This window comes from Maritimibacter alexandrii, assembly GCF_005871115.1.
GTDB lineage: Bacteria > Pseudomonadota > Alphaproteobacteria > Rhodobacterales > Rhodobacteraceae > Maritimibacter > Maritimibacter alkaliphilus.
On sequence record NZ_SWKQ01000011.1, the window covers coordinates 505,341 to 521,837 of the forward strand.

Sequence of the window (16,497 nt, forward strand, 5' to 3'; positions counted from 1 at the left end):
GGGCGTCAAGCGCCGTTGCCTTTCCCGCGCCGCTGCGCTAGGCGCGAGGCAACCAGACGGGGGCTGCCATGACGGACGGGAAGAACGGGATCACCTATGCGGATGCGGGCGTCGATATCGACGCGGGCAACGCGCTTGTCGAGCGGATCAAACCGGCGGCGAAACGGACGAACCGCCCCGGCGTGATGGCCGGGCTGGGCGGTTTTGGGGCGCTCTTCGACCTCAAGGGGGCGGGCTACACCGACCCGATCCTCGTCGCGGCCACCGATGGCGTGGGCACAAAGCTGCGCATCGCGATCGACACCGGCAACGTGGACACGATCGGGATCGACCTTGTCGCCATGTGCGTGAACGATCTGGTCTGCCAAGGTGCCGAGCCTTTGTTTTTCCTCGACTATTTCGCGACCGGCAAGCTGGCGGTCGATGACGCGGCGCGCATCGTCGAAGGCATCGCGGAAGGCTGTCTTCAGTCGGGCTGCGCGCTGATCGGCGGGGAAACGGCGGAAATGCCGGGCATGTATGCCGATGGCGACTTCGACCTCGCAGGCTTCGCGGTCGGCGCGATGGAGCGTGGCACGGACCTGCCTAAAGGCGTGTCCGAGGGCGACGTGCTGCTCGGCCTGACCTCGTCGGGCGTCCATTCCAACGGCTACAGCCTCGTGCGTAAGCTGGTCGAGGTGTCGGGCCTTGGCTGGGATGCGGCTTGCCCCTTCGAGACGAGCGAGGGCGACGGTACGCTGGGCGAGGCGCTGCTGGCCCCCACCAAGCTTTACGTCAAACCGGCGCTCGCCGCGATCCGGGCGGGCGGTGTGCACGCGCTGGCACATATCACGGGCGGCGGTCTGACCGAAAACCTGCCGCGCGTATTGCCTGCGGGCGGACAGGCGATGGTCGACCTCGACGCATGGGATCTGCCGCCGGTGTTCAAGTGGCTCGCCGAGACCGGCGGGATGAGCCAGTCCGAGATCCTCAAGACCTTCAATTGCGGGATCGGCATGATCCTCGTCGTCGACGCGGCCAGTGCGCGCGAGGTGACCGAGGCGCTGGAAGCGGCAGGCGAAGAGGTCGTCCAGATCGGCCGCATGGGGCTGGGCGAGGGCGTTCAGTTCTTGGGGTCCATCGTGTGAAGCGCGTCGCCATCCTGATTTCCGGCTCCGGCTCGAACATGGTGGCGCTGGCGGACAGCATGACGGGCGACCATCCGGCGCGCCCTGTTCTGGTTCTGTCGAACGTCGCCACAGCAGGCGGGATCGCCAAGGCGCAGGCGATGGGGATCGCGACGGCGGTCGTCGAGCACAAGCCGTTCGGTCGGGATCGCGAGGCTTTCGAGGCCGCCCTGATCGAAACGCTGGACGCGGCCCGGCCGGATATCATCTGTCTCGCCGGGTTCATGCGCATCCTGACGCCGACCGTCATCAACCACTTCGCCGGACGGATGCTGAACATCCACCCGTCGCTCCTGCCCAAATACAAGGGCCTCGATACCCATGCCCGCGCGATCGAGGCGGGGGACGACGAAGCGGGCTGCTCGGTCCACGAAGTGACGGCGGAACTCGACGGCGGGCCGATCCTCGGTCAGGCCCGGGTGCCGATCCTGCCGGGGGATACGCCCGACGATCTGGCCGCCCGCCTGCTGCCGATGGAGCATCGGCTCTACCCGGCCGTGCTCGCCCGCTTCGCCACGGGCGACCGGACCCCGGTGGTTTTGCCCTGACCCCTTCCTATCGGGAAAATTTCCCGATAGACGGGAGGGCGACGCGCCAAACAGACAAGCAGAATGAAAACGATTACAACGACCGAAGCGCTTGCCGATTACTGCCGCCGCGCTGCAACCTTTCCCTACGTCACCGTCGATACCGAATTTTTGCGGGAACGGACCTATTACTCGAAACTCTGCCTCGTTCAGCTCGCCGTGATGGGCGACGACGACGAGGTTGACGCGGTGCTGGTCGACCCCTTGGCCGATGGCCTGTCGCTCGAACCGCTCTACGAGCTTTTCCGCGACGAAGGCGTGGTCAAGGTGTTTCACGCCGCGCGTCAGGACCTCGAGATCTTCTACGTCGATGCGGGGCTGATCCCGTCGCCGCTTTTCGATACGCAGGTGGCCGCGATGGTCTGCGGCTTCGGCGATCAGGCCGGCTACGAGACGCTGGTGCGCAAGATCGCCAAGGCGCAACTCGACAAATCCTCGCGCTTCACCGACTGGTCGCGCCGTCCTCTGACCGATGCGCAGAAGAAATACGCCATCGGCGACGTCACGCATCTGCGTGTGATCTACGAATTCCTCAAGGCCCAGCTCGAAGAGACCGGCCGCGCCAAGTGGGTGAAGGAGGAGCTTTCGGTCCTCACCGACCCCGACACCTATACCGTGGACCCGGACGAAGCCTGGAAACGGGTCAAGACCCGGACCAACTCGGCCCGGTTTCTGGCCATCGTGCGCGAGCTCGCCCGCTTTCGCGAGACCTATGCGCAAGAGCGCAACATCCCCCGCAGCCGCGTCTACAAGGACGATGCGCTGATGGAACTGGCCTCGACCAAGCCCAAAGACATGGGCGAACTGGGCCGCTCCCGCCTGCTTTTGCGCGAAGCGCGCAAGGGCGAGGTGGCCGAAGGTATCCTCGCCGCGGTGCAGGCCGGGCTCGACTGCCCGCAGGAAGATTTGCCGAAGGTCGAAAAGGACGGGCGCGACAAACTGCAGGTGAACCCGGCGCTCGCCGATCTGCTGCGCGTGCTCCTGAAAGCGCGTTGCGAAGAAACCGGCGTCGCCCAGAAGCTCATCGCCTCCGCCGCCGACCTCGACCTGCTCGCCGCCGGAAAACGCTCGGTTCCCGCGCTCAAGGGCTGGCGGGCGGAGGTGTTCGGCAAGGACGCCCTGCGCCTGTGCGACGGCGAACTCGCACTCGGCGTGAAGGGCCAGTCGGTTCAGGTCATCGAAACCTGATGGCTTCTCTGTTTTAGGAAACCTCGGAGGGTGAATTGCGCCTCCGGCGCAAGGGGGAGGCTGGCCTCCCCCATCGCGACGACCCGCCGCAGGCGGGACGGCGCAAACCCTGTGCGGGCGTCAGCCCGCTCCGTTATCGCGATCAGGGCCGGGCGGTGACCGAGTTGTTCGCGCCGACCACGCGGATCGACCGGGCGCCGCCGAGTTTCACGTCGGACACGTAATGCGCGACGTGAATCTGCCGGGCCTGCGGGCGCGAGGTCGCGGTGGCCCAGGGCGGGGGGGCGACCATGAAATTGTAGGTCATCACGCCCTTCACCGGCACTTCGTCGTTCTCGGGGACCAGTTCGGCCTCCCAATATCCCAAGCGCGGCGGGTTGCCGACCGCGCGGATGATGTAGCCGCCCGAGGCCCGCTCCACACTCAGTCGCGTGACCTGCGCGATGGGGCCGCGATAGTCGTAATCGACCGCATCCCAGCCGTCCTTCGGCTCGAGCGTCACCAGTTCAATATCGTCCTTGGGGCCGAACCAGTCGAGCGGGTTCAGGCTGGCGCCGGAACACCCCGTCAGAACCACCCCTAGTAGACATGAGCCGATGATGCGGAAAATCATGTGCGTCCCCCTGTGCTTGCCTTGGGTTAGCCGAATCCGCGCGCTTTGAAAACCCGGATCGTCATGTCGCGCCCAAGGGGCTGGACCTTTGTGGCATGCGCGCCTAGGTGGAGGGCAAAGGAGAGGCCGATGGCAACCGAAGCATTCGAAGACATCGTGGAAGATTTCGAGTTTCTCGACGACTGGGAAGACCGCTATGCCCATGTCATCGATCTGGGCCGCGCCATGGACCCGCTCGAAGACGCGCTGAAGGTGCCCGCGACCAAGGTCGAAGGCTGCGCGAGTCAGGTCTGGCTGATGCCCGAGATCGAAGGCGGCACGTTCCGGTTCCGGGGCGATTCCGATGCGCTGATCGTGCGCGGGATCATCGCGGTGCTGTCGGCGCTCTACAACGGGGTCGCCGTCTCCGACGTGCCGAAGATCGACGCCAAGGCCGAGCTCGGGCGACTTTCGCTGGAGGAGCATCTGTCGGCCCAACGCTCCAACGGGCTCAAGGCCATGATCCAGCGGATCAACAAGCTGGCGGTCGAAGCCGCCTGACCCCCGCTCCCAAGCGGTGCGGGCTGGCGCCCGCGCAGGTTTTGCGCCGTCCCGCCTGCGGCGGGCCGTCGCGGTGGCAGGCGGCCGGAGCCGCCTCTGGAGGGCTAGCCCTCCAGACCTCCCAAAGTATTTTCGAAACAGAGAAGATCAGAGGCGCGACAGCGTGGTTGCGAGGTCGCCGTAGCCGGTGAACCGGCGCTCGTAGGCGAGGCCGAGGTCTTTCGCGGCCTGTCGGGCCTTTGCGTCGAGTGCGGCGTCGTCGGTCTGGGCGAGATAGACCAGCGTTTCGTAATTGCCGAAATAGGCGTCGCGCAGTTCGGGGTGACGGTCGAGGCCCAGAGGTTTGGTCACGAAGGCGTCGAACTGGCGGGCCAGGAAATCGGTCAGGTAGAAAGCCGTCACCTCGCCGCGCGCGGCGAAGGCGGCGTTGCCTTCGAAGAAGCTGTAGCAATGCGGGCCCGCGATCATCCCGATCCCTTCGCGCGCGCACAGGTCGGCCACGGCTCCGCCGGTTCCGCAGTCGGCATAGGCGACGAAGAGGTGGTCGTAGGTGTTGCGATGGGCAGCGATGGCCGCTTCCAGTGCCGGGGCGATCCGGTCGGGCCGGTTGTGCAGGATCGCGGGCAGGCAGGTCAGGTCGACGTGATCCATGCGGTTCAGGCGGAGGATGGCGAGAATTTCACGCGCCAGCGCGCCGCAGCCGATGATGAGCACGCGGCCCGCGCCGGTCGGGGGCAGGCCGGTTTCGGTCAGCGCCGCGTCGTCGGGGATCACCTGAATTTCACCGCCGTGCCATAGGCGAGGATTTCGCTCGCCGCCTGCGCGATGGTCGAGGTTTCGAGCCGCGCCGCGATGATCGCATCGGCACCGAGGCCGCGCGCCTCGGCGATCATCCTGTCCATCGCCTGCTCCCGCGCGCCGGCCAGAAGGGCCGCGTATTCCTTGACCTCGCCGCCGACGAGGTTGCGCAGGCCCGCCACGATGTCCGAGCCGATGTGTTTGGCGCGCACGGTGGAGCCGCGCACCATGCCGAGCGGTTCGACCTCGCGCCCCGGAAAGGTGTCGGTGGTCAGGACGATCATTTTTCGATCCTGTCGTAGTGGTCGTCGTCGGAATTGTTCAGCCGGTCCGAGATCACGCGCCAGACCACATAGCCGATCAGGGCCACGGGGATCACCGAAAGCCAGCCTGCAGGAATCTGCGCCGAGGCGGCGATCATTGTGCCGAGCCAGACGGTGACGCCTGCGGCGGCGATCACGATCACGAGGATCAGGACGAAACGGTCGAGGGGCATGGCGATCTCCTTTGACGAGAAGATGGGGGTCGGGCCGGGATCACGCAAGTTTTCGCGCGAGGATGGCGAAGCGGCCGGGCAGAAGCGGGCAGGGGCCGTAGCTTGCCAGCAGGTCGCAGGAAAACCCGGCATCGGCGACGAGGCGGGTGACCGCCCCGGGGTCGAAGATCTGTTGTTCGTGGGTTTCCTGGGTCGTGCCTTGTGGCGTGGTCACGGTGATGTCGCGGGTCAGTCGGGCGCCCGAGATCCGGGTCTTCGCCACGATGGTCCATCCGTTTCCGTGCCGCTCGGTTTCGCCGCCTTCGACATCGGGGCGGATCAGGTCGAACAGGAACAGACCGTTCGGGGGCAACGCCTGTGCCGCCGCCTGTGTCGCACCGGTAAGCCCGGCAGGGGCGTAGGCCAGCACTTCGCCAAGGGCCGTGATGGCACTCGTCCCCCGCGGAACCAGCGGGCGCGCGGCATCGCCAAGAGTGACGGCGAGTTTGCGGGCGAGGGCGAGGTGCACGAAGGCCTCGGAGGCGTCCAGACCCGCACCGGGGATGCCGTGATAGCGGGCGAAATCGAGCCAAGCTCCATCGCCGCAGCCCAGATCGAACAGGCGGGCGGGGCGCGGTCCGGCGTAGACCTGTTCGGTCAGCCAGTCGAAAGCAGGGCGAAATGTGTCGGAAAAGGCCTCGGCATGGATCAGGGCGAGTGCAGGGCCATACATCCGATCAGTCGCGTTTGTTGGTGAGCCCGTTCCAGGCAACGGAGAACAACAGGACGAGGGGCAGAATGGCGTAGAACACCTGCTGCGTGAGGTGATCGGTGATGATCGCCTCGACCAGCACGTAAAATGCAAGGCCCGCTGTGGCGAGGGCCATGAGGGCCAGGAAAATGCGGCGTGGGGTCATGTAGGACACTCCTTGAAGACCCTGAACCTAAGCGTGCCCGCGCCGGGTTGCCAGACCCAGCGGCGGGGTTCGTGGCGGAGCGTCGGCCAAACTCAGCCCGCGTTGGGCTGGTTGTGCTTGCGCGCCATCATCTGTTTCGCGGTTTCGACGGCCACAGCCGCGTCACGGCAGTAAGCATCGGCCCCGATCGCCTTGCCGAATTCCTCGTTCAGCGGCGCACCTCCGACGAGGATGATGTAATCCTCGCGCACGCCCTTCGCGACCATCTCGTCGATGACGATTTTCATATAGGGCATGGTGGTGGTCAGCAGCGCGGACATGCCGAGGATGTCGGCCTTTTCGGCTTCGAGCGCGTTCAGGTATTTCTCGGCTTCGCAGTTGATACCCAGATCGACGACCTCGAACCCGGCGCCCTCCATCATCATCGAGACGAGGTTCTTGCCGATGTCGTGAATGTCGCCCTTCACCGTCCCGATCACCATGCGCCCGATGGTGGGCGCGCCGGTTTCGGCCAGAAGCGGCTTCAGGATCGCCATGCCAGCCTTCATCGCGTTGGCCGCAAGCAGCACTTCGGGCACGAACAGGATGCCATCGCGGAAATCGTGCCCGACGATGGTCATGCCCGCGACCAGCGCCTTGGTCAGGACGTCATAGGGCGCCCACCCACGGTCCAGCAGGATATGGGTCGCTTCGCTGATCTCTTCGGCGAGACCGTCGTAGAGGTCGTCCATCATCTGAGCGACGAGTTCCTCGTCGTCGAGTTCGGACAGGATGATGTCGTCGTCTTCCTCGGCCATAGGCCTTTCCTTTCAGGCGGTTCGCGCAGATTTACCGCCTGAATGCGCCATTTTCGCCGTTCGGTGCAGACCATTTGCGACATCTGGAAATATCGAAGCGACCTTTGCAGGCGCGGAATAATGTTCTACTAATGTTCTCATCATGGAAGAACGACCGCAGATTCAAGCTGACCGGCGCCGGGGGCGGGCGGCCACGACCAACGCCTCGGGGCGCTACGAACGTCATGCGCGGGTCGCGGTCGACGATGGTTGGTGGCAGGAGCCGGAGCAGGCGATCCGCACCGATGTCAGGCTGGAAGCGCCGCGCTCGGCGATCACCCGGAATTCCTCGCCCGATGTGCCCTTCGATCGCTCGGTGAACCCCTACCGGGGGTGCGAACATGGCTGCATCTACTGTTTCGCGCGACCCAGTCATGCCTGGCTCGGCCTGTCGCCGGGGCTGGATTTCGAGACACAGCTCGTGGCGCGGCCCGGCATCGCGGCGGTTCTGGCGCGGGAGTTGTCGCGCAAGTCCTACAAGCCCGCGACCATCGCCATCGGCACGAACACGGACCCCTATCAGCCGATCGAGGGCAGGTTCCGGGCGATGCGCGAGGTGCTTGAGGTGCTGCGTGAGTTCCGCCATCCGGTCGGGATCGTGACCAAGGGCACGCTGATCGAACGCGACATCGACATCCTGTCCGACATGGCCCGTGACGGGCTGGTGCATGTCGGCGTTTCGGTGACGACGCTGGACCCGAGGCTCGCCCGTCGGATGGAGCCGCGTGTGCCTGCGCCCGCTCGTCGTCTCGCCACGATCCGGGCCTTGTCCGAGGCCGGGGTGCCGGTGCGGGCGATGCTGGGGCCGGTCATTCCCGGCCTGTCGGACAGCGAAATGGAGCGGATCATGGAGGCCAGCGCCGCGGCGGGGGCCAAGGCGGCAAGCTGGATCATGCTACGCCTGCCGCGCGAAGTGGCCGATCTGTTTCAGGACTGGCTCGTCGAGCACTACCCGGACCGGGCCAACCGGGTGCTGGGTCACCTGCGCGACATGCACGACGGCAAACTCTACGTCAGCGATTGGGGGCGGCGGATGCGGGGCGAGGGGCCGTATGCCGAAATGCTCGATATGCGGTTCCGGGTCGCGCTGAAACGGCTGGGGCTGAACAAGCACCTGCCGGACCTGCGCACCGACCTGTTTCGCGTGCCGCCGAAAGCGGGCGACCAGCTCGACCTGTTCGCCTGAGGGTCAGCCCCGGCGCCGGCCGCGCCGTTCACGTGGGGCGGGGCCTTTGTCGTCGGTCCCGTCCGAGGCCGAAGAGAAGGCGCCCAAGGTCTCGGCAATCCGTTCGAGGGCGGGCGCAGCGCCCGGCGCGCGGGTTTCCAGCGCCTCGCGCATCGCGACAAGGTGCTCGGGCGTCGTGCCGCAGCAGCCGCCGATGATCCGGGCACCGCAGTCGCGGGCCATCACGGCATAGTCGGCCATGAGTTCGGGCGTGCCGTCATAATGGATGTGGCCATGGACGTATTTCGGGATGCCCGCGTTGCCCTTGGCGATCACCGGACGCTCGGTTCCGGTCTGTTTGAAGCCGAGGATCGTGCGCAGCAGGTCGGATGCGCCCACGCCGCAGTTCGCGCCGAAGCCGATGGGCGGGTTGGGCAGCGTTTCGACCAGCTTGGCCATCGCGGCCGAAGTCACGCCCATCATGGTGCGTCCGGCGGTGTCGAAGCTCATCGTGCCGCACCACGGCATGTCGGCCAGCGCGGCCGCCCGCGCGGCGGCCTTGTATTCGTCGGGCGACGAGATGGTTTCGACCCACAGGACATCGACACCGCCCGCCTTCAGCGCCTCGGCCTGTTCGTGGAACATCTCGACCGCGGCATCGAAGGACAGCGGGCCCATCGGCTCCATGATCTCGCCCGTCGGTCCCATCGACCCGGCGACGATGACGGTGCGCCCGGCCTTGTCGGCCACTTCGCGCCCCAGTTCGGCGGCGATCCGGTTGAGTTCGCCCACCCGGTCCTGTGCGTTGTGAAGCTTCAGGCGCGACGCGGTGCCGCCGAAGCTGTTGGTCAGAAAGATGTCCGAGCCCGCATCGACCGGCCCCTGATAGAGCGCGCGCACGCGATCCGGGTGGTCCACGTTCCACATCTCGGGTGCATCACCCGAGGTGAGGCCCATGTTGAAAAGCGTCGTGCCGGTGGCACCGTCGGCGAGCAGCCAGTCGCGTTCTGAAAGGAGTGTTGAAAGCGCGTCCTGCGACATGATCCGGGCCTTTGTCCGTTTGGTTCGCCGTGATGTGCCACGAAATGCGGACCCGTGCCAAGGGGGGCGCGGCGCGCTCAGGCGTCGCGCAGAATCTCCCGCGTGATGTCGAGGGCGCCGAGGGCGAGGGCCGTGCGCGTGGGGGCGGCGAGGTAAAGCGTTTCCCATTCCGGGGCGAAGGCGGACTTGAACTGTCGCAGTCCCGCAGCACCCGTGGCATGGTCGAGCAGGGCGCGCAGCCGGGTGAAAAGCGCAGGTTCGCCCGCGATTTCGCCGGTCGGCACGGCGGCGAGGGAAAAGCGCGGCACGCTCGCGACGGCAGCGCCCTTGATGGCATGGGTGACGAGAAGATGCATCAATCCGTCCACTGCGTCGTCGCCCTGCCGCATCAGGTCGAGCGTATGTTCGCGCCGGTTCGCGTGGACCGTGACGAACCCCTGCATCCGCCCGTCACCGTCCCGCGCGATGTAGATGGCGGCATTACGCATCGTGGCCGGGCTCCAGACCCCCATGGAAAACCCACGTTCGCCGCCCCGCGCAGCGGACCATCGGGCGGCGAGCGCGTCCATCTCGTCGAAGGGGATCGGGACCGGGTCGCCGGGGTCGATGGCCGATACCGTGATCCCGGCGCCTTCGGCCTTGCGAAGCTTGCGCCTCAGTTGGCGGCGCGTCGGCCCATCGGTGGAAAAACGGCCCGGATCGACCCAACCTTCCCGCGCGACGGGGAGGAGCGCCCAACCCTTCTTGCGGGCGAGAACGCCAAGACGTGCGCCGCATTTGTAGATCACTGGGCTGGTCAGTGTGGCGCGGGCGCGGTCGGCAAGGTCCGACACCACGTCGTCCGCGCGCCGATCCGGGGTCAGGGGATCACCCAGCATGATGAGCGACTGACCGGACCGCGCGACAAGGGCGGCGGGCCAGAGACGGGCGTTGGCGAGAAGTTGGAAGCGACCGTGGCGAAGCAGTGCCGCCTCGGCGCGCGGCGCGGTCGCCAGTGCGGCCTCGACCACGAGGGGAAGGTGGTCGTGATCGACAGGGGCAAGTGCCGCGCGGGCCGGTTCGGGGGCAGGGGCGCTGTCGGGACGGCGCAGCAGGACCAAGCCGCCGATCAGCGCGGGGAGCGCGTAGTAGATCGCGCGATAGGCCAGAACCGCCGCCAAAAGCGGCTCGTCGGGCACTGTGGGCAGCAAGGCGAGCAGCGCGACCTCGAACGGGCCGACCCCGCCGGGGGTGGTCAGGACCAGCCCGGCACCGAGCGCCAGCAGGTAGGCGGTGATGAGCGTGCCGGGGGCGATCTGCACCTCGTCTGGCAGCATGACCCACAGCACGCCCCCCGCCGCGAGCGTGTCGACGGCGGTGAAGCCAAAGACCAGCCCCATCGCCTTCAGCGGTGGCAGCGGCCAGCGGGCGAGGCGACCTGGACGCCACAGGGACAGAAGCGCGAGGGCGAGGGCAGCGGCGAGCACGAGACCGGCCAACAGGGCGGAATGGGGCAGGGTCGCGCCGAACGTCAGCACGGTAAGGGCCGTGACCACCGCCCAGGCCGCGAAGAACGAGACGGTCACGATGGCCGAAATGCGTGTGGCGTCGCCAAGGCCGAGGCCCGGCAACAGCCGCCAGCGAACGAAGGTGCCGGTGAGAGCGCCCATTCCGACGGTCTGACCGACCGCGATGGCGGTCATCCCGGTGATCGCGGCGCGTTTCGGCTCCGTATCGCGCCCGATCAGCCGATGGACGACCACGTCGTAGCGCCCGAGGGCCCAGAAGCTGACGGCGGTCAGCCCAAGCCCCAACGCCCACTGCACCGGGCCGACCGTGGCGAGCGCCGAACGGATATGCGCGATGTCGAGTTCCGCGATCCTGTGGCGCAGGACGAGTGCGAGCAGGGCGAAGACGCCGAGCGGCACGAGCTGGCGCGCCAGCACACGGCCCACCGCCAGCCGTGGTATATCCGTCGTCAGCGCGGCGGTCCGGTTTCCCGGTTCGCGGTCGTGTCCCCTCATGCCTCACCCCTCATGTTCGGAGGGGCGAGACTAGAACTCGACCCCATAAGGGGCGATTAACAGTTCAAATCGCGCGCAAATTGGGCAACAGGCCCGATTTCGTTCAAGCTGGTTAACGCGTCTGCGGGATAAGGGCCGCGCCCTGCGGGGCCTCCCGGTCGTCCAGAAACAGCATGAAGTCGCAGATGAACGGGCTGATGTGATCCGGCTGTTCGGCGTGGATCATGTGGCTCGCATAGGGAATGACCCCGAGGTGCGCGTTCGGTATGGCGCGGTAGATCTCGATGGTCTCGTCCACCGATACGAGGTGGTCGTGTTCGCCGCCGAGGATCAGCGCGGGGCAGCGGATCTGCCGGATGCGCTCGCCCGGATAGTTCCCGTCGGCCACGTTGCGCCACATGCCCGAAAGCTGGGTGAAGAAACGATCGAAGTTGCCGTCCGGGTTCATCGCCTCGTAGTCTTCGACGCTGCCGGGGAACCTGTGGCGCCAGAGGGTCGGGGTGATGCGGCCCAGGAAGGTCTCGAACACGCGGTCGCTGGGGCGCCATGCGTTCGCGCCGAGGGTGATGATACCCGCAAGCTCGGTATGTGCGCGCGAGGCAAGCTCCAGCGCGACCGTGCCGCCGTCGCTGTGGCCGAACACCACCGGGCGGTCGAGGTCGAGGTGGTCGATCACCGCTTCGATGTCGTCGGCGAGGCGCGAATAGGACATGGTCGCGCGCCCGAGGGTCGAGCGACCGTGACCGCGTGTATCCACGAATACGCAGTGGAATTCGTCGAGCGCAGGAAAAATCGCCTCGAAATCGGCGAGGGACCCGCCCCCGCCATGAAGGAAGAGAAGCGGCCGGGCGTCGGGATCGCCCATCGTCTGGACGTGTAGCGCCGCCCCGCCGACATGTACTGTCTGGCCAGCCGTATGCATTGTTTCACTCCAATTCTCAGTTGGAGTTACAACGCGATCACCGGCCCGAGGTTTCCAAAAACCCGGTTTCGTCACGTCACATGATGCAAGAAAGGCACCCCGAAACGAGGTGCCTTTCCGCAAATTCTTCTTGGAATGTGAGGGACTTAAGCCTCGCCCATCAACTGCGACTTGGCTTCGGCCAGCATGACGACCCGCTGCGCGCGCACTTCGTCGGCCGAGCTTTTGTCGCCCAGATCGCCCGCGACCTTGCGCACCACGTCCTCATGGCCCGCTTCTTCGAAATCGGCCTTGATGACGGCGGCGATGTAGGCGTCGAGGTCCGCACCGGTCTTGCCCATCAGGCCCGCGGCCCAGATCGCGAGAAGCTTGTTCGCGCGGGCTTCCGCCTTGAACTTCATCTCTTCGTCGTGGGCGTACTTGTTTTCGAAAGCGTTTTCGCGGTCGTCGAAAGTGGTCATGTTCCCGTGGTCCCAGATATGGCCTGTTTTCTTTCATATGCCCGCTCGCCGCCCATCCCGCAACCCCTGTGCACAGAGCGCGCGCGCCGTGCGGGCGAGATCGGGATAGCGCCTTGCGCATCCTTGCGGGACAGGGGCCGATGCACTATAGCGCGACAAATGGCGGGCAGTTGGCCCGCTGCCGGAAAAGGCCCACACGCATGGCACGACGCAAGAAGCTCTACGAGGGCAAGGCGAAGATTCTCTACGAAGGCCCGGAACCCGGGACGCTCGTCCAGTATTTCAAGGACGATGCGACCGCCTTCAACGCGCAGAAGAAGGACGTGATCGAGGGCAAGGGCGTGCTGAACAACCGCCTGTCCGAATTCTTCATGACCGGATTGACCGCGATCGGGGTGCCCAATCACTTCATCAAGCGGCTCAACATGCGCGAGCAACTGATCCGTCAGGTCGAAATCGTGCCGCTGGAAGTGATCGTGCGCAATTTTGCCGCAGGGTCGATGGCCAAGCGTCTGGGTCTGGAAGAGGGCACCGCGCTGCCGCGCCCCATCGTCGAGTTCTCCTACAAGGACGACGCGCTGGGCGATCCGCTGGTCCCGGAAGAATACATCATCGCCTTCGGCTGGGCGAGCCAGCAGGATCTGGACGATATCGTGGCGCTGGCGCTCAGGGTCAACGATTTCATGGCCGGTGTCATGCACGGTGTCGGGATCAAGCTGATCGACTTCAAGATCGAGATCGGGCGCGTCTGGGACGGCGATTTCATGAGGCTGATCGTGGCGGACGAGATCAGCCCGGATTCCTGCCGCCTGTGGGATATCGAAACCGGCCGCAAGCTGGACAAGGACGTGTTCCGTCAGGATCTGGGCAGCCTGTCCGACGCCTATACCGAGGTGGCCAAGCGTCTGGGCGTGCTGCCCACCAATGTGACGCACGCCACCAAGCCCACGCTTATCAACTGAAAGGGACACCTGCGATGAAAGTGCGCGTCGACGTGATGCTGAAAAACGGTGTTCTGGACCCGCAGGGCGAGGCTGTGCGTCACGCGCTGGGCAACCTTGGCTTCGAGGGGGTCGAAGGCGTGCGTCAGGGCAAGGTGATCGAACTGGACGTGGCCGAGGGCACGAGCGAGGACACGATCCGGGACATGTGCGAAAAGCTGCTCGCCAACACCGTGATCGAAAGCTATCAGGTTCATATGGGCTGAGGCCCGGCCTTTCCCGATTACCAGTCAGAACCGAAGATGCGCCTGATCCGAAAGGGTCAGGCCAAGTCCTTTGTGTAGATCGTGCTGTTTTGGGACGACAGGGCCGGGTCGCGTGCAAATCCGGCCTTCTCCAAAACCCGCGCCGAGGCCGGGTTGGCCGGGTCCACGCCGCCGATCAGCCGGACCGGGGCAGAGGCCCGTAGAGATTGCACAAGGCCCGTGACGACCTCCGACGCGGCACCCCGACCCCAAACGGATTTCGCGAACAGGTAGCCGAGGTGGACGGTCGGCAAGGCCGCGTCCGGGTCTTGGGCGAGAATGACCAAACCGATCAATTCCCCGTCCCGCGCGGTCGTGACCGTCAGGACATCGCTTTCGGCCTCCCGCGCGTCGATCCAATCCGCGACGCGATCGCCGGGGCCGAGCGTGAGGGACGGCGGCAGGTGGGCGAGCACCTCGGGTGTCAGGATGCGCGCGAGAGCGGTTTCGAGGTCGGCGCGCGCGGCGGGGTCCGAAAGCGCGCTGCGCCAAGGGCGGACGGTGTAGCGGTCGGTCGAAAAGGATGTGATCTGCACGGCGCGCCCCTTTCAGGATTTGCCAGCGATCATAGGGCCTTACCGCCCGACCTCAAAGCGGAATGGTCAGGCGGGCAGCGGTGCCTGTGCGGTCGAGCAAAGGCTCCCATGCGCCGCCCAGTTGCGCGACCGAGGCTTCGATCACCGCCAGCCCGATGCCCGAGGTGTGTGAGATCGGCCCCATCCCGACGCCGTCATCCGACAGGTCGATCACCAGCGAGCCGCCCTTGCGTTTGCCGGAGAACCGGACAAGCCCCATGCGCCCCTCGGGAAAGGCGTGCTTGATCGAGTTCGAGGCGAATTCGTTCAGGATCACACCGATGGCCGACGCCTGTTCGGGATCGACGCGCACGCGGTCGAAAGCCACCTGCACCTCGATTTCCGGCGGGCTCGTGCCGTTCAGGATCGCGCCGACCTTGCCTGCGAAATCGGCCAGATCGACGTCGTGCGTGGCCGACGAGCGATAGAGCTGTTCGTGAAGGGCCGCGACCATCTCGACCCGCGCCTGCACCTGTTTCAGCGCCTCGCGGACCGCTGGTTCCTCGGCTTTGCGGGCCTGAATACGGGTCAGCGCCGAGATCGACTGGAGCGAGTTCTTCACCCGGTGGTCGATTTCCTTGCGCAGGGTCTCGGCATTGGCGAGCGCCTGCTTCAATTCCATCTGGGCGACCACCTGATCGGCCAGCACGATCAGGGTTTCGCGTTGGATATCCGTGAGTTCGCGGGGTTTGACGTCGATGGCGCAGAGCGCGCCCATGACCTGACCGTCCGACAGGCGCAGGGGGGCGCCGGCATAAAACCTGATGCCGTCCGTCTGGGCCACCAGCGGATTGCGGGCGGTCCGCGGGTCCTGCGTCAGATCGCGGATTTCCAGCAGGTCGTCCTCGAGCACCACATAGGCGCAGACCGAGCTTTCCAGCGCCGTCTCGGGCTCGTCGAATCCCTTGGCAGACTTGAACCACTGCCGGTCCCGGTCCACCAGCGACACGAGCGAGGTGGGGACGTCGAGCGCACGGCAGATGAAGGCGGTCACGCTGTCGAACCCCGCCTCGGCAGGGGTGTCGAGCAGGCCGAGCGCGCCGAGCGCGGCCAGCCGTTCCTCGTTATGCGCCGGGGTCGGCGGCAGCGGTGGCCTGTCGGTCATGGTGGGAGTGATCGTCCAGATACTGATTTCGGATACACGTTATGTGCGGTGGTCGTGCCATGCAATTGCGAAATGAGACTCAGGCACCGTTTCGCCTGTGCTTGACCCTCGGGGGGCCTGCGACTATGAGCGAAACCAACCGCGCCAGAGGGATTTTTCACCATGAAAGCCGCCGTTCTCGTCTTCCCCGGATCCAACTGCGACCGCGACATGGCGGTGGCCTTCGAACGGGCCGGGGCCAAGGTGACGATGGTCTGGCACAAGGACACCGCGTTGCCCGGAGACGTGGATATCGTGGGCGTTCCGGGGGGCTTTTCCTTCGGTGACTACCTGCGCTGCGGCGCCATCGCGGCCCGCTCGCCCATCACGGCCTCGCTCAAGGCTCATGCCGAACGCGGCGGCTATGTTCTGGGTGTCTGCAACGGCTTTCAGGTGCTGACCGAAACCGGCCTTCTGCCCGGTGCCCTGATGCGCAACGCGAACCTCAAGTTCGTGTGCCGGGCGCTCGACCTGCGTGTCGAGACCTCGCAGTCGGATTTCACCAGCGGCTACAACGCGGGCGACATGATCTCGATCCCGGTCGCCCATCACGATGGTAATTATACCGTCGATGACGAGACGCTGGCGAAACTGCGCGCCGAGGATCGGATCGCCTTCACCTACGACCAAAACCCTAACGGGTCCACCGCCGACATCGCGGGCGTTCTGTCGGAAAACCGCCGCGTGCTCGGCATGATGCCGCACCCGGAACGGGCCGTCGACGCGCAGCATGGCGGCACCGACGGGGTGGCAATGTTCCGCTCGCTCACCGCCTCGCTCGAAACCGCCTGACTTGAGCGCACGCCGCGCGGGGCGTAAA

Annotated in this window: 21 protein-coding genes; 8 read left to right on the top strand and 13 right to left on the bottom strand. The window is 66.0% G+C overall.

The window, feature by feature from the left end:
- Positions 1 to 68: 68 nt before the first annotated feature.
- The 3 genes from purM (at position 69) to rnd (ending at position 2,941) form a co-directional block, all read left to right on the top strand.
- Positions 69 to 1,127 carry a phosphoribosylformylglycinamidine cyclo-ligase gene (gene purM, locus FCT00_RS10595; protein ID WP_138423003.1) on the top strand — a complete coding sequence of 353 codons (1,059 nt, stop codon included), beginning with the start codon at positions 69 to 71 and terminating at the stop codon, positions 1,125 to 1,127.
- Complete coding sequence (purN, locus tag FCT00_RS10600; protein WP_138423004.1) at positions 1,124 to 1,714, top strand: phosphoribosylglycinamide formyltransferase; 591 nt, start codon at positions 1,124 to 1,126, stop codon at positions 1,712 to 1,714. The genes purM and purN overlap by 4 nt, the downstream gene beginning before the upstream one ends.
- Positions 1,715 to 1,777: 63 nt before the next feature.
- The gene (gene rnd, locus FCT00_RS10605; protein WP_008328204.1) at positions 1,778 to 2,941 is read left to right on the top strand and encodes a ribonuclease D; all 1,164 of its coding nucleotides are present in this window, start codon (positions 1,778 to 1,780) and stop codon (positions 2,939 to 2,941) included.
- 142 nt (positions 2,942 to 3,083) lie between these two features.
- On the opposite strand, the gene FCT00_RS10610 is transcribed toward rnd, so the two are convergent.
- Positions 3,084 to 3,554 (bottom strand): hypothetical protein, encoded by a 471-nt coding sequence (locus tag FCT00_RS10610; RefSeq protein WP_138423005.1) that lies wholly within the window; start codon positions 3,552 to 3,554, stop codon positions 3,084 to 3,086.
- A gap of 129 nt (positions 3,555 to 3,683) precedes the next feature.
- Between FCT00_RS10610 and FCT00_RS10615 the strand changes: the two genes are divergently transcribed.
- Positions 3,684 to 4,094, top strand: coding sequence for a SufE family protein (locus FCT00_RS10615; protein WP_138423006.1), 411 nt, complete (start codon positions 3,684 to 3,686; stop codon positions 4,092 to 4,094).
- A gap of 147 nt (positions 4,095 to 4,241) precedes the next feature.
- Here the strand turns inward: FCT00_RS10615 and FCT00_RS10620 are convergent, their stop codons facing one another.
- The 6 genes from FCT00_RS10620 to FCT00_RS10645 all read right to left on the bottom strand — a co-directional run bounded on the left by FCT00_RS10620 (position 4,242) and on the right by FCT00_RS10645 (position 7,081).
- Positions 4,242 to 4,868, bottom strand: coding sequence for a DUF1638 domain-containing protein (locus tag FCT00_RS10620; protein WP_138423007.1), 627 nt, complete (start codon positions 4,866 to 4,868; stop codon positions 4,242 to 4,244).
- Positions 4,865 to 5,176 (bottom strand): YbjQ family protein, encoded by a 312-nt coding sequence (locus FCT00_RS10625; RefSeq protein ID WP_138423008.1) that lies wholly within the window; start codon positions 5,174 to 5,176, stop codon positions 4,865 to 4,867. The genes FCT00_RS10620 and FCT00_RS10625 overlap by 4 nt, the downstream gene beginning before the upstream one ends.
- Positions 5,173 to 5,388, bottom strand: coding sequence for a hypothetical protein (locus FCT00_RS10630; protein WP_138423009.1), 216 nt, complete (start codon positions 5,386 to 5,388; stop codon positions 5,173 to 5,175). Before FCT00_RS10630 ends, FCT00_RS10625 begins: the two co-directional genes overlap by 4 nt.
- A 40-nt stretch (positions 5,389 to 5,428) precedes the next feature.
- The gene (locus tag FCT00_RS10635; RefSeq protein WP_138423010.1) at positions 5,429 to 6,100 is read right to left on the bottom strand and encodes a methyltransferase domain-containing protein; all 672 of its coding nucleotides are present in this window, start codon (positions 6,098 to 6,100) and stop codon (positions 5,429 to 5,431) included.
- Between the two features lie 4 nt (positions 6,101 to 6,104).
- Entirely contained in the window at positions 6,105 to 6,284 is a 180-nt protein-coding gene (locus tag FCT00_RS10640) for a hypothetical protein (RefSeq protein WP_138423011.1), read from the bottom strand.
- Between the two features lie 92 nt (positions 6,285 to 6,376).
- Positions 6,377 to 7,081 (bottom strand): corrinoid protein, encoded by a 705-nt coding sequence (locus tag FCT00_RS10645; RefSeq protein ID WP_008328218.1) that lies wholly within the window; start codon positions 7,079 to 7,081, stop codon positions 6,377 to 6,379.
- A 142-nt stretch (positions 7,082 to 7,223) separates the two neighbouring features.
- On the opposite strand from FCT00_RS10645, the gene FCT00_RS10650 reads away from it, so the two are divergent.
- Positions 7,224 to 8,306 carry a PA0069 family radical SAM protein gene (locus tag FCT00_RS10650; RefSeq protein ID WP_138423012.1) on the top strand — a complete coding sequence of 361 codons (1,083 nt, stop codon included), beginning with the start codon at positions 7,224 to 7,226 and terminating at the stop codon, positions 8,304 to 8,306.
- A gap of 3 nt (positions 8,307 to 8,309) precedes the next feature.
- On the opposite strand, the gene bmt is transcribed toward FCT00_RS10650, so the two are convergent.
- From bmt to FCT00_RS10670, 4 genes are all read right to left on the bottom strand, one after another.
- On the bottom strand, positions 8,310 to 9,326 hold the full coding sequence (gene bmt / locus FCT00_RS10655) for a betaine--homocysteine S-methyltransferase (protein WP_138423013.1): 1,017 nt from the start codon (positions 9,324 to 9,326) through the stop codon (positions 8,310 to 8,312).
- Between the two features lie 77 nt (positions 9,327 to 9,403).
- Complete coding sequence (locus tag FCT00_RS10660; RefSeq protein ID WP_138423014.1) at positions 9,404 to 11,329, bottom strand: phosphatidylglycerol lysyltransferase domain-containing protein; 1,926 nt, start codon at positions 11,327 to 11,329, stop codon at positions 9,404 to 9,406.
- Between the two features lie 112 nt (positions 11,330 to 11,441).
- Positions 11,442 to 12,194, bottom strand: a complete 753-nt coding sequence (locus FCT00_RS10665) for an alpha/beta fold hydrolase (RefSeq protein ID WP_171042961.1) — start codon at positions 12,192 to 12,194, stop codon at positions 11,442 to 11,444.
- A gap of 203 nt (positions 12,195 to 12,397) precedes the next feature.
- Positions 12,398 to 12,712: a DUF1476 domain-containing protein gene (locus FCT00_RS10670; protein WP_008328223.1), complete on the bottom strand. Its 315-nt coding sequence runs from the start codon at positions 12,710 to 12,712 to the stop codon at positions 12,398 to 12,400.
- A gap of 200 nt (positions 12,713 to 12,912) precedes the next feature.
- Between FCT00_RS10670 and purC the strand changes: the two genes are divergently transcribed.
- Together purC and purS are read left to right on the top strand one after the other, a co-directional pair.
- On the top strand, positions 12,913 to 13,674 hold the full coding sequence (purC, locus tag FCT00_RS10675; RefSeq protein WP_008328224.1) for a phosphoribosylaminoimidazolesuccinocarboxamide synthase: 762 nt from the start codon (positions 12,913 to 12,915) through the stop codon (positions 13,672 to 13,674).
- 14 nt (positions 13,675 to 13,688) lie between these two features.
- The gene (purS, locus tag FCT00_RS10680; RefSeq protein WP_008328225.1) at positions 13,689 to 13,919 is read left to right on the top strand and encodes a phosphoribosylformylglycinamidine synthase subunit PurS; all 231 of its coding nucleotides are present in this window, start codon (positions 13,689 to 13,691) and stop codon (positions 13,917 to 13,919) included.
- Between the two features lie 56 nt (positions 13,920 to 13,975).
- Here the strand turns inward: purS and FCT00_RS10685 are convergent, their stop codons facing one another.
- On the bottom strand, positions 13,976 to 14,494 hold the full coding sequence (locus FCT00_RS10685; RefSeq protein WP_138423016.1) for a GNAT family N-acetyltransferase: 519 nt from the start codon (positions 14,492 to 14,494) through the stop codon (positions 13,976 to 13,978).
- A 52-nt stretch (positions 14,495 to 14,546) separates the two neighbouring features.
- Positions 14,547 to 15,638 (bottom strand): sensor histidine kinase, encoded by a 1,092-nt coding sequence (locus FCT00_RS10690; protein WP_008328244.1) that lies wholly within the window; start codon positions 15,636 to 15,638, stop codon positions 14,547 to 14,549.
- 162 nt (positions 15,639 to 15,800) lie between these two features.
- Here FCT00_RS10690 and purQ point away from each other — a divergent pair, with 162 nt between their 5' ends.
- Positions 15,801 to 16,469 carry a phosphoribosylformylglycinamidine synthase subunit PurQ gene (gene purQ, locus FCT00_RS10695; RefSeq protein ID WP_008328269.1) on the top strand — a complete coding sequence of 223 codons (669 nt, stop codon included), beginning with the start codon at positions 15,801 to 15,803 and terminating at the stop codon, positions 16,467 to 16,469.
- Positions 16,470 to 16,497 lie beyond the last annotated feature (28 nt).